The sequence below is a fragment of the Bacillus sp. TCT6 genome (assembly GCF_056033845.1).
Genome location: NZ_JBVYHX010000001.1, coordinates 1,527,473 through 1,542,074 on the forward strand (window position 1 = coordinate 1,527,473; position 14,602 = coordinate 1,542,074).

15 protein-coding genes and 1 pseudogene are annotated in these 14,602 nt (G+C 34.7%); 14 read left to right on the forward strand and 2 right to left on the reverse strand.

Annotation, left to right across the window (positions count from 1 at the left end; translation table 11 throughout):
- Positions 1 to 3 precede the first annotated feature (3 nt).
- The 3 genes from AC0ONG_RS07790 to AC0ONG_RS07800 all read left to right on the forward strand — a co-directional run bounded on the left by AC0ONG_RS07790 (position 4) and on the right by AC0ONG_RS07800 (position 3,050).
- Positions 4 to 1,374 carry an alpha/beta hydrolase family protein gene (locus AC0ONG_RS07790; RefSeq protein ID WP_136996478.1) on the forward strand — a complete coding sequence of 457 codons (1,371 nt, stop codon included), beginning with the start codon at positions 4 to 6 and terminating at the stop codon, positions 1,372 to 1,374.
- A 405-nt stretch (positions 1,375 to 1,779) separates the two neighbouring features.
- Complete coding sequence (locus tag AC0ONG_RS07795) at positions 1,780 to 2,364, forward strand: TetR/AcrR family transcriptional regulator (protein WP_000710979.1); 585 nt, start codon at positions 1,780 to 1,782, stop codon at positions 2,362 to 2,364.
- Between the two features lie 62 nt (positions 2,365 to 2,426).
- Complete coding sequence (locus AC0ONG_RS07800) at positions 2,427 to 3,050, forward strand: GNAT family N-acetyltransferase (protein ID WP_001071938.1); 624 nt, start codon at positions 2,427 to 2,429, stop codon at positions 3,048 to 3,050.
- A 306-nt stretch (positions 3,051 to 3,356) separates the two neighbouring features.
- Here the strand turns inward: AC0ONG_RS07800 and AC0ONG_RS07805 are convergent, their stop codons facing one another.
- Entirely contained in the window at positions 3,357 to 3,668 is a 312-nt protein-coding gene (locus AC0ONG_RS07805) for a heavy metal-binding domain-containing protein (RefSeq protein WP_000637518.1), read from the reverse strand.
- A 91-nt stretch (positions 3,669 to 3,759) separates the two neighbouring features.
- Complete coding sequence (locus tag AC0ONG_RS07810; protein WP_001009305.1) at positions 3,760 to 4,413, reverse strand: CPBP family intramembrane glutamic endopeptidase; 654 nt, start codon at positions 4,411 to 4,413, stop codon at positions 3,760 to 3,762.
- Between the two features lie 639 nt (positions 4,414 to 5,052).
- On the opposite strand from AC0ONG_RS07810, the gene AC0ONG_RS07815 reads away from it, so the two are divergent.
- The 11 genes and pseudogenes from AC0ONG_RS07815 to AC0ONG_RS07865 form a co-directional block, all read left to right on the forward strand.
- Entirely contained in the window at positions 5,053 to 5,643 is a 591-nt protein-coding gene (locus AC0ONG_RS07815) for a TetR/AcrR family transcriptional regulator (RefSeq protein WP_000169651.1), read from the forward strand.
- A gap of 263 nt (positions 5,644 to 5,906) precedes the next feature.
- The gene (locus AC0ONG_RS07820) at positions 5,907 to 6,854 is read left to right on the forward strand and encodes a sugar-binding transcriptional regulator (RefSeq protein ID WP_000409784.1); all 948 of its coding nucleotides are present in this window, start codon (positions 5,907 to 5,909) and stop codon (positions 6,852 to 6,854) included.
- Between the two features lie 306 nt (positions 6,855 to 7,160).
- Positions 7,161 to 7,832 carry a deoxyribose-phosphate aldolase gene (gene deoC, locus AC0ONG_RS07825; protein WP_001017441.1) on the forward strand — a complete coding sequence of 224 codons (672 nt, stop codon included), beginning with the start codon at positions 7,161 to 7,163 and terminating at the stop codon, positions 7,830 to 7,832.
- A 99-nt stretch (positions 7,833 to 7,931) separates the two neighbouring features.
- Entirely contained in the window at positions 7,932 to 9,113 is a 1,182-nt protein-coding gene (locus AC0ONG_RS07830) for a NupC/NupG family nucleoside CNT transporter (RefSeq protein WP_000876177.1), read from the forward strand.
- Positions 9,114 to 9,149: 36 nt separating this feature from the next.
- Positions 9,150 to 10,451, forward strand: a complete 1,302-nt coding sequence (locus AC0ONG_RS07835; protein WP_001983022.1) for a pyrimidine-nucleoside phosphorylase — start codon at positions 9,150 to 9,152, stop codon at positions 10,449 to 10,451.
- A gap of 32 nt (positions 10,452 to 10,483) precedes the next feature.
- Complete coding sequence (locus AC0ONG_RS07840) at positions 10,484 to 10,879, forward strand: cytidine deaminase (RefSeq protein ID WP_079245343.1); 396 nt, start codon at positions 10,484 to 10,486, stop codon at positions 10,877 to 10,879.
- Positions 10,880 to 11,227: 348 nt separating this feature from the next.
- The gene (locus tag AC0ONG_RS07845) at positions 11,228 to 11,503 is read left to right on the forward strand and encodes a TIGR04197 family type VII secretion effector (RefSeq protein ID WP_016082052.1); all 276 of its coding nucleotides are present in this window, start codon (positions 11,228 to 11,230) and stop codon (positions 11,501 to 11,503) included.
- A gap of 40 nt (positions 11,504 to 11,543) precedes the next feature.
- Positions 11,544 to 11,906 carry a DUF3958 family protein gene (locus AC0ONG_RS07850; protein WP_063675222.1) on the forward strand — a complete coding sequence of 121 codons (363 nt, stop codon included), beginning with the start codon at positions 11,544 to 11,546 and terminating at the stop codon, positions 11,904 to 11,906.
- Entirely contained in the window at positions 11,903 to 13,522 is a 1,620-nt protein-coding gene (locus AC0ONG_RS07855) for a T7SS effector LXG polymorphic toxin (RefSeq protein WP_000056137.1), read from the forward strand. Before AC0ONG_RS07850 ends, AC0ONG_RS07855 begins: the two co-directional genes overlap by 4 nt.
- Positions 13,506 to 14,120 (forward strand): immunity protein Imm33 domain-containing protein, encoded by a 615-nt coding sequence (locus AC0ONG_RS07860; RefSeq protein WP_000849723.1) that lies wholly within the window; start codon positions 13,506 to 13,508, stop codon positions 14,118 to 14,120. Before AC0ONG_RS07855 ends, AC0ONG_RS07860 begins: the two co-directional genes overlap by 17 nt.
- A 260-nt stretch (positions 14,121 to 14,380) precedes the next feature.
- Positions 14,381 to 14,524: pseudogene (locus tag AC0ONG_RS07865) on the forward strand (transposase); the annotation flags it as partial.
- Positions 14,525 to 14,602 lie beyond the last annotated feature (78 nt).

Sequence of the window (14,602 nt, forward strand, 5' to 3'; positions counted from 1 at the left end):
CCAATGAATTTCTGGGAAGTTGTTTTGATAGTAGTGAATTTTAGTCTATTGAGTTGGATACTGTTAATAGGCAGAGAAACGAAAAAGTGGTCTAAATTAGCTACTTTGATTGCCGTTGTAATGGTTACAGTTCAGTTATTGGCAGAAGGTTTTAGGTGGCAGATGATTCCGGCATATGTATCCCCAGTTATCTTAATTTTATGCTATTTATTAACTGGGCGGAAAAAGGGCTGTAGAAGTTGGGGTATATTCATAGTTAAGACCTCGTTGCTATGTATCTATTTGTCTGTAGCAGTGGCGCTACCCTTACTTATGCCAGTATTTTCATTTGAAGAACCAACCGGCCCACATAGGATCGGTACGAAGGTATATCATTGGATTGATCATCAGAGAAATGAACCATATTCGAAAAATCCAACCGATCGGCGCGAACTGATGGTGCAAATTTGGTATCCTACAGCTGAAAAAAGTAAAGGGGATCCAGAACTTTATATTCGTAACATAAATGAGCTTTCCAAGGGATTGGAAAAAACATTGTCCATTCCTGCATTTGCATTCAGCCACATGGAATTGGTAAAATCTCATTCGTTTATGGATTTACAACTCTCAGATTCAGAGAATCATTATCCCATATTACTTTTCTCTCATGGTTTTAATGGTTTTCGTAATCAAAACACGTTTCAAGTTGAGGAGTTGGCTAGTCAAGGATATATTGTTCTAAGTATCGATCATACCTTTGATGCTGCAGCTACCGTCTTTCCAGATGGTCGAACTGCTTACGTACAGCCCATCAATTTAACTGATGAAGGGGATAGCCACATAAAATTATGGGAGGAAGATGTCAGCTTTGTCCTTAATCAGATAGAGAAACTTAATCAAAACGATGAGATCGGCTTCTTTACAGGAAGAATGGATACTTCGCGAATTGGAATGTTTGGTCACTCTTACGGTGGAGCTACCGCAGCACAAATACTTGCAAAAGATTCTCGTGTCAAAGCAGCTATCAATATGGATGGTACATTGTATGGAGAAATCTTTCCTGAAAGTGGAATTGGAAAACCATTTCTACTCATGAGTGCAGAAGAGCCTGATGAAGCAGATCCCTATGAAGTGAGGGAGCGATATGGACGTGGGTTAGCTGGTGGTGGTATGTCAATGGTCATACCTCATACGGATCATACAAGCCTCACTGATTTACATTTGTTCTCCCCTCTGTTGCAGAGCCCAGGTGAAAACCCAAAGGAAGTTCATCGTATTATCAACGAATTCAGCCTGGCATTTTTTGACCAGTATGTAAAACAGAAGGATGACGGCTCAACCCTTAAAAGGCTGATGACCAAATACCCGGAAGTGAATTTGAAAGTAAACCGATAACTTTATGCAGAAAGAAGCTTCATTATAAAATATTCAGTAATTAAATGAAGTGCAACCGGATTTAATAAAAGTAGAAAAATTACTATAAGTATTAATGCGTCATGAAAAATAGTTTAAAAAACCTAGATAAGGTAATCAATTTCTCTACTAAGAAAGCGATTCGAACCATTTCCTTTGGTTCTTGTATTTATTACATTAAATAATTTAATTTCTTCATCGTTATCTAAATAATGAAATGCTAAAAATGAAACATTCAAAGTACTATCAGTTTCAGTAATATAATTCTTTTTGAAAAGCTACATTCAGCATCTGGACACTTTATTTGAGATTGTTTATTATAATATCAAATGATATATTTTTCTATCAAAAATGACGAATTTATACAGAAAAAGGGAGAGATTGACGATGAAGAAAGACTTGTCAGCGTTGAAGGAAGCGAGATTTAATGCAATTCTTGATTCGGCTACTATATTGCTTGTTGAAAATCCTACTGCTTCGATGAATGAAATTGCGGAATATGCGGGAATTGGAATTGCTACACTCCATCGCTACGTCGAAAGCAGGGAGAAATTGATGCTGTTCTTAGGCCATCGGGCTATACAACTGGTAAGTGATACTGTAAACCAGATTCCACTGGATGAGGAAAGAAGCGAAAACTATATCCCGGAACTCATTGAAGCGTTAATCCCTTTAGGTGACAAAATCTATTTTCTAGGTCATGATGCATCTGTATTTAACAACAAAGAATTAGGTGAAGCAGAAGAGAAGCTGAGGGAACCCTTACGACGCGTTATTGAGCTGTTACAACAAAGAGGTTATTTTCAGCAAACGGTTAGCAGCGAATGGATTTTGAATACGCTTTATGCTCTGCTTTTCCATACTTGGGAACAGGTACATGAAGGAAATGTGGCTAAAAAATCTGCTGCAGAGCTTGTTTTAAATACATTTTATTATGGTTTTAAAGCTAAGGATGATTTGAGAGGTAAGTGAACTGATTCAAATCCATGATAATTAATATCAATAATACAGAAAGCGAAAAGGAGGACTGGGAAATGAATCAAATCTCTATTGTAAAGGCTGTTCATCAATCCATGGTCGGCGCCCAGTTAAATGTAATGGCATTGGAATACATGGCGTTTCCACTTGCAGGATCTGAGGAGAAGAACACAGTCGAAGGGACATTTTGTAAGCTCTGGCGGCAGGAGAACAACCGTTTTAGTCATCAATACGCTTATGAAGCTCAAATGGACGGGAAAACTTTAGGGATGATTACTTGCTATCCCATACCCGTTTTAAACCGTCTTGCCTGGTCCACTTTTAAACAGCTGCTTTCATTCCGAAAGCTGGGTTTTGTTATTTATAACATTTTGAATATCAAAATGCTTTATTCCATGTTTACCTTGAAGGAGGGAGAAGATGACGAGTTTCACATCGGAACAATTGCCTTATTGCCCGAAAGTCGAGGACTAGGGATAGGTACCAGACTACTTAAGTTTGCCGAGGAACAAGCTTCCCTGCAAGGCTTTGCCAAATGCTCTCTGACGGTAAAGAAAGAGAATCAACTTGCCATTAAATTGTATCAGAGGATAGGCTACCAGATTACAGGCGAAATTAATAAACCAAAGTTATCGTTGTACAGAATGGTCAAAAACGTAGAATCTTACAACCGTTTATAAAAAATTTGTACCGTATCAGGGTACTGCCACATACCTATCAACCGAAATATTCTGAATTATCAACAAAATAAAAATGAACTTTTTGTTACAAGTTAATACAAAATTTCGTTCTGGAGGCACTAAAAAATTTTAGCTTGATAGTGATGGGATGGGGCCTCTATATAAAAAAACACAGTTTACACTCAAACTGTGTTTTTCGACGTACAATGATTTACCAACATCTCTTATTATTCTTTAAAATCTGCAACAGAACCAGGATTTCCCCTCAAAGTATAAATTCCAAGGGGAACCGTTTTTTTTATTTACTTATATACGTACAGCTGTACCACTGACAGCAACCATTAACATTCCATCACGAACAACTTCGTAATCTACGTCAATACCAACGATAGCGTTCGCACCTTTTTCTTTTGCAAGTTCTTTCATTTCGCCCATTGCAATATCACGAGCGTCTTTTAGCTTACTTTCATAAGCACCAACACGGCCACCGACAACATCACGAACGGAAGCGAATACATCGCGGACAATATTTGCACCCATAATAGCTTCACCATTTACAATATCAATATACTCAATAATCTCTTTACCTTGAATTCCAGAAGTTGTTGTTACAATCATGACTGACACTCTCCTAATATCTTATAATTTTTGATTAGCTTTCTTATGCCATAGAAAAAGTATTTTTGGCACCAGAAACAAGTCTAGTTTCTTACAGAATGAAACCAAGGCAATTGTTTAACATGTGTATCGCTATAACATATGCAATGGATCTTTTAGAAATAAGATAAGCCGCAGTAAGTATCAACGATCCAGGTAAATAAATAGCAATATCCGAAAGTTGGTTCGTATGAAGAAGTGTAAAAATCATAATCGAAATGATAGATGCAATAGCAGTACCAATATGGTAAGAAAAACGATTTATTAATATGTGACGAAACACAATTTCTTCAAGTATTGGACCCAGAATACCAAATACAAGCAATGTAAATACAAGAGGTACCTCCGCACCCGTTTCAAGGAGCTGCTCTTGGTTCTCTGGTTGACCAGTTGCTAGAAAACGCATAACACACTGTTCCACAATTACCGTAAATAAAACTACCATAGGAATACTTACTATTTTCAAAATTGTCTTCTCTTTAAAATAAGTAAAACTTTCAATAATTTCTTTCCTAAAGAAAATGATTCCTACAATAGCAGGTACAGTAAAACCGATGGCACTAAGAACAAATTCTGATTCAACTAAATTGACATTAGCTAAAAGTGATATGCCAAATAATATGTACAAGCCAATTTGAAATGGTACAAACATTGTAAAGATTATGAGCATAATGATTTCTTTTTTATTCATTTTTATAAAGTTCACTGTATTGCCCCCATAATTAAATTACCTATAATTTTTGATTTTTCTCTCTGCATAACGTTCTCCTTCTAAATATATTTATATAAGATTATAAACCGGACGGTTCGGTCCGGAACCTAATGATACTATAAGTTTCTAGTTTTTTAAACCCTTTTTATAAAGTATTAACAAAATCCAAATGGAAAAAAAGCAAATATATTTATATCTCAGTTTCTTTGGTACAATTTAATTCCAGTAATCATTAATGATTACCCTTTTATAGAATGAAGTGAAAGTGGGGATAGTTCAAACACTTTAGCTAAACATATTAATCAAAATTATATATAATAATCATATGTCTATACGTTAAATTTAACTATATATTTTTACACCTACTACGAAGTTAGGTGAAATTAGTTGTATAACATGACTGAATTAAATAATTGGTCATGTTAATTTTGACAGAAAATTCATTTGAATGATATAGATAATACAATTTGATTAATCTCTTTTCAAACTGTATTGTTTGAGGTTCACATAATATAGGGGTTGATAAGATATTTTCGCTCCAAACTTCTTTATACTTACAAAAAAATTCAAGAAAATAGATGGTAAATATCACCTGGAATATTAAGCTCGTTTTTATTAGGAGGATTACAAAGCATGACTAAAGTTGATAAGGTTAAAGAAAAAATTATTGAAACATCTTTATATTTATTTAATACTAATGGGATAACTCGCACATCCATCCAGGATATAATGACAGCTACTGAACTACCTAAAGGATCTATTTATCGTAGATTCAAAAGTAAAGAAGAAATTGTCCTTGCTGCCTACGACAAAAGTGGTGAGATTATGTGGAGTCATTTTCATAAAGCAATGGAAAATAAAAAGACAGCAATCGATAAAATCCTTGCAATTTTCCTTGTATATCAAGATGCAGCTAATAATCCTCCTATTGCTGGAGGCTGTCCATTACTTAATAGCGCAATTGAAAGTACTGGAGTATTTCCAGAATTACAAAAAGCAGCAGCAAAAGGTTATGATGATACAGTAATGTTAATGGCTTCTCTCATAAAAGAAGGAATAGAGAAACAAGAACTTAAAGAAGATATAGAGGTTATATCACTTGCTTCCTTTCTTGCATCTTCAATGGAGGGGGCTATTATGGCAAGTCGAGTATCTAACGATAATATACACCATCATTATTTTATTGAACAAATAAAACATCATCTTTTCACTTATTCTAAATAAGTGGGAACTTGCATTGTTTTCATCCAATTTTTATAAAATTAAATTGAATACATACCCCTTATAACCAGTATCTTCTGTTTATAAGGGGTATTTGAATAGTTTTTAGACGATGGTTTATGTTTCTTATTGAACGGTTTCATTGTATATAATAAGTGGAATATAAGTTCAGTTAGATAAAATTCGGTAGTCGAATTTTTTTGCATAAAGCTGTATAATGCTTGTAACGAAAGGGAAATACAGGAAGGGATTTGTAATGAGTTACTATGGAAAAAGATAAACAACAATTAAGCGTTGAAGTTGCAAGATTATATTATCAATCAGATTATAGTCAGCAAGAAATTGCTAACAAATTAAATATTTCAAGACCGACGATTTCTAGATTGTTAAAGTACGCGAAAGAAAAAGGGTTTGTTCAAATTAGCATCGCCGATCCATTTGCGGATTTAGATAACGTTGGGAATTTACTGAAAGAAAAATACAACTTGTTAGAGGCACATGTTGTATTTTCTCCAGTACCGGAATATGCAACGATTACAGAGTATATAAGTAAATATGCTGCTGAGTATATGGAAAAGACAGTTAAAAATGGTGATATTGTTGGTGTAAGCTGGGGAATGACTATGTATGAAATCGCTAGAAAAATCGTACCGCAACATGTAAAAGGGGTAGAGGTTGTCCAGCTAAAAGGTGGTATTAGTCATTCAAGTGTAAATACATATGCGAATGAAACGATAGCTTTATTTGCAGATGCTTTTCAAACGACGCCAAGAAATCTACCTCTTCCAGTTATATTTGATAATGCAGTGACAAAAGAATTAGTAGAGCAGGATCGACATATTCATCACATTATCGAAATGGGGAAGCAAGCGAATATTGCAATTTTTACTGTAGGAACAGTGCGAGATGAAGCGCTATTATTCCGATTAGGTTATTTCGATAAGGAGGAAACAAGTTTACTCAAAAAACAATCGGTCGGTGACATTTGTTCACGTTTCTTTGATGGAGACGGAAATATTAGTAGTGAAGAAATTAATAAGCGGACCATTGGAATTGAGTTAGAGGAACTGAAATTAAAGAAACGCTCTATTTTAGTTGCAGGTGGTAATAGAAAAATAAAAGCAATTGATGGTGCGTTACGTGGCGGGTATGCAAATGTATTAATTATCGATCAGCATACAGCAAAAGAATTGTTACATTATCAAAAAGATTAGAAATAAAAGGCGTTCTCAAAATGTTAATTTTGAGAACGCCTTTTATTTTGTTATGTATGAATGATAGGTGTTTTTTTGAACACAAATTGCCTTTTTAAAAATAATTATGGATATGGAGATACATACTACCATTGTTAATATAAAAGTTTTGATTTTAAATAGGAATTGTTTCTTAGTTAGAATGCGCTTTATTTACTACAAGAAAATTCCTTTTAAAAAAGAATGAACAAAATTTCAAAAGTGTATTTACATTTGTTCAACTAAGAGTTAGAATGAAGTTGTTAAAAGATATGAGGAGTGAAGATAATGAACATTGCAAAGTTAATTGACCATACAATTTTAAAAGCTAATACTACTAAAGAAGATGTTATGAAAGTAATCGAAGAAGCAAAGGAATATAAATTCGCTTCTGTTTGTATTAACCCAACATGGGTAAAATTAGCGGCTGATGAACTAGCTGGACATGATGTAGACGTTTGTACTGTAATCGGTTTCCCATTAGGAGCAAGCACTACTGAAACAAAAGCATTTGAAACAAAAGATGCTATCGCAAAAGGTGCAACTGAAGTTGATATGGTAATCAACGTAGGCGCTTTAAAAGATGGCGACAACGAACTTGTTGAAAAAGATATTTATGAAGTAGTACAAGCAGCAAAAGGAAAAGCTCTTGTAAAAGTAATCATTGAAACTTGTCTATTAACAGATGAAGAAAAAGTACGCGCTTGTGAATTATCAGTAAAAGCTGGTGCTGACTTCGTAAAAACTTCAACTGGATTCTCAACTGGCGGAGCAACTGCTGAAGATATCGCATTAATGCGTAAAACAGTAGGACCAAACGTTGGTGTAAAAGCATCTGGCGGTGTTCGTACACGTGAAGATGCAGATAAAATGGTAGCTGCTGGAGCTTCTCGCGTTGGAGCAAGTGCTAGTGTTGCAATCGTATTAAATGATGCAAAAGGTGCTACAGATAACTACTAATCGATAAAAGGTTAAAGCAATAGATATACGTTTAAAGTATATCTATTGCTTTAACAATTAAAGAAAATGTAAGCGGATACGAATGGGAGGAAACGGCTTATGAAATACTTAATCGGTGTTTTTGGCCTCGTATTGATTTTAGGTATCGCTTGGCTTGCTAGTAATGATAGAAAGAAAGTCAAATATCGTCCAATCATAACGATGGTTATATTACAATTCATTTTGGGGTTTCTATTATTAAATACAAGTATAGGGAATATATTAATTAGCGGAATAGCAGATGGTTTTGGAGAGTTATTAAAATATGCCGCTGACGGTGTGAATTTCGTATTTGGTGGATTAGTAAATCAAAAAGAGTTTTCGTTCTTTTTAAGTGTATTAATGCCAATCGTATTTATATCAGCCTTAATCGGTATTTTGCAACATATTAAAGTATTACCTATTATTGTGAAATCTATCGGTCTAGCATTAAGTAAAGTAAATGGAATGGGGAAACTAGAATCATATAATGCTGTTGCTTCTGCGATTTTAGGACAATCTGAAGTATTTATATCAGTTAAGAAACAACTAGGGTTATTGCCAGAGAAAAGAATGTATACATTATGTGCATCGGCAATGTCTACAGTTTCTATGTCTATCGTTGGATCATATATGGTGTTATTAAAACCACAATATGTTGTAACCGCTTTAGTGCTTAACTTATTCGGTGGCTTCATCATCGCTTCTATCATTAACCCGTATGAAGTTACTGAGGAAGAAGATATGTTAGAAGTACAAGAAGAAGAGAAAAAGACCTTCTTTGAAGTATTAGGGGAATACATTATTGATGGATTTAAAGTTGCGATTACAGTAGCAGCTATGTTAGTCGGTTTCGTTGCTCTTATCGCATTCATTAATGCAGTATTTAAAGGTGTAATCGGTATTTCATTCCAAGAAATTCTTGGTTATGCATTTGCACCATTTGCATTTATTATGGGTGTACCTTGGCATGAAGCAGTTAATGCCGGAAATATTATGGCAACAAAATTAGTATCAAATGAATTTGTCGCAATGACAGATTTAGCACAAGGAAACTTTAATTTCTCAGATAGAACGACAGCAATTATATCTGTATTCTTAGTTTCATTTGCAAACTTCTCTTCAATTGGAATTATTGCAGGTGCAGTTAAGAGCTTAAATGAAAAGCAAGGGAATGTAGTCGCAAGATTTGGTTTGAAATTACTATTCGGTGCAACGTTAGTAAGTTTCTTATCAGCAACAATCGTTGGCTTATTATTTTAATAGATTCATATAATATAAAAAGGAATGGTGATTGTAATGAGAATGGTAGATATTATCGCAAAAAAACGTGACGGCAAAGAACTAACGACTGAAGAAATCAAATTCTTTATTAATGGATATACAGACGGAAGTATTCCTGATTATCAAGTGAGTGCGCTTGCAATGGCAATCTTCTTTAAAGATATGACAGATCGCGAACGTGCAGATTTAACGATGGCGATGGTTGAGTCTGGAGAAACGATCGACTTATCAGCAATTGAAGGAATTAAAGTAGACAAACATTCAACTGGCGGTGTTGGTGATACAACAACTTTAGTATTAGGACCATTAGTTGCTGCTTTAGATGTACCAGTAGCAAAAATGTCTGGTCGTGGTTTAGGACATACAGGCGGAACAATTGATAAATTAGAAGCGGTAGAAGGATTCCACGTTGAAATTACGAAAGAACAATTCATTGATATTGTAAACCGTGACAAAGTAGCTGTTATTGGACAAACAGGAAACTTAACACCTGCAGATAAAAAGATTTATGCATTACGCGACGTAACAGGAACTGTTAACTCAATTCCTTTAATCGCAAGTTCAATTATGAGTAAAAAAATTGCAGCTGGTGCTGACGCAATTGTACTTGATGTAAAAACAGGTGCTGGTGCATTTATGAAAACAGAAGAAGATGCAAAAGAATTAGCACATGCAATGGTACGTATCGGAAATAATGTAGGACGTCAAACTATGGCTGTTATTTCGGACATGTCACAACCGCTTGGTTTTGCGATTGGTAACGCTCTAGAAGTAAAAGAAGCGATTGACACGTTAAAAGGTGAAGGTCCAGAAGATTTAACAGAATTAGTACTTGTATTAGGTAGCCAAATGGTCGTACTTGCGAAAAAAGCAAATACGTTAGAAGAAGCTCGTGAAATGCTAATTGAAGTGATGAAAAACGGAAAAGCAACTGAGAAATTTAAAGAGTTCTTAAGCAATCAAGGCGGAGACAGCTCGATTGTAGACAATCCAGAAAAAATGCCACAAGCTAAGTATGTAATTGATGTACCTGCAAAAACTTCAGGTGTTATTTCTAACATTGTTGCAGATGAAATCGGTATCGCAGCTATGTTACTAGGTGCTGGCCGCGCGACAAAAGAAGATGAAATCGATTTAGCGGTAGGATTAATGTTACGTAAAAAAGTTGGCGATGCAGTAAAAGAAGGCGAGCCATTCGTAACAATCTATGCAAACCGTGAAAATGTAGAAGATGTAAAAGCAAAAATCTATGAGAACATTTCTATCGCTGAAACAGCAGTGGCTCCTAAATTAGTTCATACAGTTATTACTGACTAATCATCATTACATTATTTTTAGGGGGAAATAATATGGATAAGAAAAAATATATTGAAGAAGCAAATAAGATGTTAGCAAAAGCATATATTCCGTATTCAAAATTTCCTGTTGGTGCAGCATTAGTTACGAAAGAAGGTAAAATCTATACTGGTTGTAATATAGAAAATGCTTCTTACGGTCTATGTAACTGCGCAGAAAGAACAGCGATCTTTAAAGCAGTATCAGAAGGGGAGCGTGACTTTAGTTACTTAGTTATTACAGGCGAAACAGACGGACCGATTTCACCATGTGGTGCTTGTAGACAAGTAATTGCTGAATTCTGTGAACCGAAAATGCAAGTTTTACTAACGAATGTAAAAGGTGATGAAAAGGAAGTGACTGTTGAGCAATTACTTCCAGGTGCTTTCTCAATAGAAGATTTAAAATAAGTTGAAAAGTGAACTGCACCTCCAGTTGTTAGACACGAATAACAATTGGAGGTGCAGTTTTTTACTTTATATTGCGGTGAATTATTTACTGATATTTCGTCCCCTTTTTCATCAATTTATTATTTTACCACATGTGAAATTTTAAAAAATAAATATTAAATATTAATGTAGTGTAAGTACAATATAAATTCCCAATTAATATTAAAAGATGATAGGCTATTTTTATAATTGAATTACCTTTCGTACTCTAAAAAATGCCCTACCAACAAAGGTTCTCTATCAATATAAAAATCTATACTAATATGGTATAATTTTCATGCTCTATTAAGTATAGAAGGGGTTTATACGATGGGACAATTTCAAAGTAATTTTCAAAGCGCTACACAAATCGCAACGCAAATGAGGGCAGCTTCAGATACAATCCAAAACGCAACAAATCGTTCTATAAAAAAGGCGACACGTACTACGCTTTCAGTTAATTCAAAAGCACAAGAAGCGAACCAACAAGTTTTAGATTTGACGAAACAATTTTCCACCGTCTTTCAACAAGCGGTCGATAATATTCATTCGGTAGCCAAAGAGTTTGAGAGAATGGATCACGAGCTTCACAATACTTTCCGCTAATATGACCACCTTCGTAAAGATAAAACGGTAGGAGGAAAAAATGGATCGAGATATCAAAAACCAAATTAAACAGTTAAATCAAAAATTACGAAGTGTATTTGAAGAACAGGACCGAAATCAATCCGCGCTTCGAACTCAGGAACAAGCGGAAGCTGATTTTCACGAATTGAAAAATCGAAGCAACCGCTTATTTAACCGTATTTTAGAAACTTGGCACAACGATAAAGAGTTATCTCATTTCTTTATAAATATCCGTCAAGAAGCACAACACATTGAGCGAAAACTTACATTTAAATTAGAAAATCAAAAAGAAACATTACTTAAAGAAAGACGAGACCTTAGTGATTCAGAAAACGACCTATCCTACCAGCAACAACAATTAGCAAGGGAGGTCAATGCATGAGTTTAAATATGTATTTGGGAGAAGTACAAAGCCAAACTCAAAGCATGAATGCTGTATGTACAGCTACCATTCAAGGTATGGAACAAGCCATTCAATCGATTGATGCTTTTACAAGTGATACCGTTCTACAAGGGCAAACTTACGATAGTGCAAAAGCATTTTTCGCAGAAACCTTTCGCCCTTTAGCACAAGGAATCATATACTTATGTGAAGAATTAATCCGTCAGAACGATGCATTTCCAAGTCAATTTCAATCACAAGTAGCTCAGGCAGATGTAATTGAACAAGAAATATTAGAACAAATTCGAGAGATTGACCGAATGAAAGCAAGTATGGAAGCCATTACTCAAACTATGCCAATACCAGGTATAGACGCTATGGCAAATCTTTTTACTGTCATGAGGAAAAAACTTCAAGAAAAGTTAGACCATCTACATGAATTTAATCAAACGTCTAGCAATAACTATGCTACAGCAATTCAATTAGCTACTAGTATTGCTACAGGTCTTGCAGAAGTACAAAGTGGAAAAGGTTTTAGTCCTGCAAGTGGTATATTTAGTACACAAGGATTGAATATGGAGTGGACGACTTCTATCCAGGCGATTACAGAAGATAGGAATCGTCAGGCTGATAATTCAATTGAAGAAGGTGCAATGTGCGGTAAAATTTCGCCTAAATCTGACTTCGAAAAGGCTTGGGAAAGAGAGAAAAAGGATCTAAGTGATGCATGGACTGGTATTTCTACAGGTTTTGTAGATGGTGCTGTAGATGCATGGGAAGGATTCGTAGCTTTAGGCGATAAAGAAACGTGGTTAAACATGCGAGATGCAATTATTAATTATAAAGAAACACTTCCTGCTGCATGGAATACTTTATCAGATTCATTCATTAATGATTTCTGGAACGGAGATATGGAAAGTAGAGAGCACTATGCTGCCTATGGTGTAGCATCATTATTAACAGGTTTTATTGGTGATAAAGGTCTTAGTAAAGCAGGACAAGCAGGGAAGTTAGCAATCGCTGGCAACCTAGCAAAAGGAAAGTCGTTTATGACTAATTCTGCTGCATATAGAAATGTATTAACTGATTTTAAGTTGAACACTGGAAACCGTTTGGCTTATGCTGATGTTGGAGGAAGTTCTATAAAATATGAACTTGGTGGGGCATACCAAGAAGCGAAAGACTTATTAAATCAATTTGCGGTTTCAAAAGAGGAATATAAAGATTTAAGAAAGAGAACACCCAATAATAGGATAAGAAAAAGCGTAAATACAGATGTACCCAAAATTGACCCTGTATATGGTTATGAAGTGGAAAAACTTGAAGCTGACCACATTGTTTCAATGAAAGAAATAACGGACATGGAAGGTTTTGACCTATTACCGAGAGAACAACAAATAGAAGTGCTTAATATGGATGTAAACTTTGTTGGACTTGGAAAACCAACAAATGCTTCTAAGAATGCAAAAGATTGGAGTACATGGCCGGGGCACCCTAAATACGGTAAGGTTCCGGAAATTATAAGACTAGAAATGTTAGAACGTGAAGCAGTGGCTAGAGAAGCTTTGAAAAAATCAATAAAAGAGAGGTTACAACCCATTGAAAACAATAGTTAAAAATATAGGTGGTAAAAAGATAATAGCTACAGCAGAAGAACATTTAGGCCCCCAGATAGAAAAGTTATTGTATTTGCTAACTAAAGTAGAAGATAATAAATTAGTTGATAGATTTTCTATGCAAGTTGGTTGGTCTATTTTTGTTCTATCCAAACGTGAAGATGGGTATCACATTATTGCCCCAGATTATACAAAAAATCCATTTAAGGATACTACAGATGATCTAACAATTGCTTTATGGGTGCAATTAGAACAAGTACATTGTTTACGTCAGTTAAATATTGACGGTGAAACAATAAAGTTTAGCGATAAAATAGTGACTTCAAAAAATGTGTTACAACTAGATGAGGTTTATTTACAAAGAGCTAGGGATTGTGATAAAGGTGATTCTGGTTGGTATATCGGTCCTGTCGATGAAACAGAAGAAACTGACGGTGAATTAGAAGCATATTACGCATATCAGCTACTAAAAATTAGACCTTCAATTATTCAAGTTTTAGCCTTACCTTATGAATATCTGGTAGTTTTTGAGAAAGATAAAATCAAAGCCATTTTAGATGATAATGATGTCGATGTTTGGAATGGAGTTGCAAACTGAGATTAGTTAAGTTCTAAAATAATTGAGAGGGCTTAACCGCATGAACTCAAAAATCCCGGAAATTCTAGGAATATTAGACGGTTATGAGAAAAGGGTAATTTTAGTAATTATAGAAACTGAAGCAATGGTTTAAATTAAACTAGAAACTTACAGGATGGAAAATAATCAATAATGAATAAATTATAAAAGAGCATCCCACCATTAAAAACTGCACCTCCAATTGTTAGACACAGTCTAACAATTGGAGGTGCAGTTTTTCTATGGTTAAATTCACAACTGATGAAAAAATATACATCGTTCAACGTTATTTGAACGGAAATGAAAGTTACCGAGAAATTAGTAAAGCTATTGATATAAGAGACACCGTAATTTTGAAATGGGTAAACCAATATAAACAAAATGGTTTTTTATTTGAAAATAGGATGTAATATTTTATTCATATTCCGTTCATAAACTTTCCGTAAAATGATTGTAGCGAATAT

Excerpts from the sequence above, each read along its gene's own strand:
- AC0ONG_RS07790 (WP_136996478.1), top strand. The coding sequence starts at position 4 with ATGAATTTCTGGGAAGTTGTTTTGATAGTAGTGAATTTTAGTCTATTG.
- AC0ONG_RS07795 (WP_000710979.1), top strand. The coding sequence starts at position 1,780 with ATGAAGAAAGACTTGTCAGCGTTGAAGGAAGCGAGATTTAATGCAATT.
- AC0ONG_RS07800 (WP_001071938.1), top strand. The coding sequence starts at position 2,427 with ATGAATCAAATCTCTATTGTAAAGGCTGTTCATCAATCCATGGTCGGC.
- AC0ONG_RS07805 (WP_000637518.1), bottom strand. The coding sequence starts at position 3,668 with ATGATTGTAACAACAACTTCTGGAATTCAAGGTAAAGAGATTATTGAG.
- AC0ONG_RS07815 (WP_000169651.1), top strand. The coding sequence starts at position 5,053 with ATGACTAAAGTTGATAAGGTTAAAGAAAAAATTATTGAAACATCTTTA.
- AC0ONG_RS07820 (WP_000409784.1), top strand. The coding sequence starts at position 5,907 with ATGGAAAAAGATAAACAACAATTAAGCGTTGAAGTTGCAAGATTATAT.
- deoC (WP_001017441.1), top strand. The coding sequence starts at position 7,161 with ATGAACATTGCAAAGTTAATTGACCATACAATTTTAAAAGCTAATACT.
- AC0ONG_RS07830 (WP_000876177.1), top strand. The coding sequence starts at position 7,932 with ATGAAATACTTAATCGGTGTTTTTGGCCTCGTATTGATTTTAGGTATC.
- AC0ONG_RS07835 (WP_001983022.1), top strand. The coding sequence starts at position 9,150 with ATGAGAATGGTAGATATTATCGCAAAAAAACGTGACGGCAAAGAACTA.
- AC0ONG_RS07840 (WP_079245343.1), top strand. The coding sequence starts at position 10,484 with ATGGATAAGAAAAAATATATTGAAGAAGCAAATAAGATGTTAGCAAAA.
- AC0ONG_RS07845 (WP_016082052.1), top strand. The coding sequence starts at position 11,228 with ATGGGACAATTTCAAAGTAATTTTCAAAGCGCTACACAAATCGCAACG.
- AC0ONG_RS07850 (WP_063675222.1), top strand. The coding sequence starts at position 11,544 with ATGGATCGAGATATCAAAAACCAAATTAAACAGTTAAATCAAAAATTA.
- AC0ONG_RS07855 (WP_000056137.1), top strand. The coding sequence starts at position 11,903 with ATGAGTTTAAATATGTATTTGGGAGAAGTACAAAGCCAAACTCAAAGC.